Source organism: Nonomuraea mangrovi, assembly GCF_042681425.1.
GTDB classification, from domain to species: domain Bacteria; phylum Actinomycetota; class Actinomycetes; order Streptosporangiales; family Streptosporangiaceae; genus Nonomuraea; species Nonomuraea mangrovi.
The window spans coordinates 1-517 of record NZ_JBHUFV010000123.1; the positions used below are offsets into that span (position 1 = coordinate 1).

At 64.4% G+C, this 517-nt stretch carries 1 protein-coding gene; it reads right to left on the reverse strand.

Annotated elements, in window-relative coordinates; translation table 11 throughout:
• Positions 1 to 110: 110 nt before the first annotated feature.
• Entirely contained in the window at positions 111 to 356 is a 246-nt protein-coding gene (locus ACFSKW_RS54795; protein ID WP_379583866.1) for a winged helix-turn-helix domain-containing protein, read from the reverse strand.
• Positions 357 to 517: the final 161 nt, after the last annotated feature.

Genomic DNA, 517 nt, shown 5'->3' on the forward strand with positions numbered 1-517 from the left:
GCGACCTGTAAGCACGATTATTAAACTGGCCATCAGCGATCTTGATGCCGCTCGATTTCCTCGCAGGTCAGAGGGATAGCGCACACCAGGGCATACCGATCTGGCCGCCCCTAATCCTCGTCGTCGTCAGGCTCGGGGCCCACGAAGCTCCCGAGGTTCACCCGCGTGTAGATCAGCCCCTGATCCCTGAGGCCCTTGATCGCCTTGCGCGCCGTGTTGCCCGCGACACCGAACTCTTCAGTGACGGCACGCTCGGAGATGAGCCGGCCAGGAGGCCATTCGCCGGACTCGATGCGGCGCCGGATGACGCGCACGATCTGCTGCCATCTCGGCAGGTCATCGCGGAACTCGAACACGCTCGGCAGCGTAGGTGATCATGGTATCGGGTCCGTAAGCGACAGGACGCATGGGTACCCATAGTGCGGGGTAGAGCAGTGATCACGGACACGGCCGGTGCGGCGTCACCCGCGCCGTCCGTGGCCCCCTACTCCTCCTGCTCGGCCTGGAGCTTCTCGGC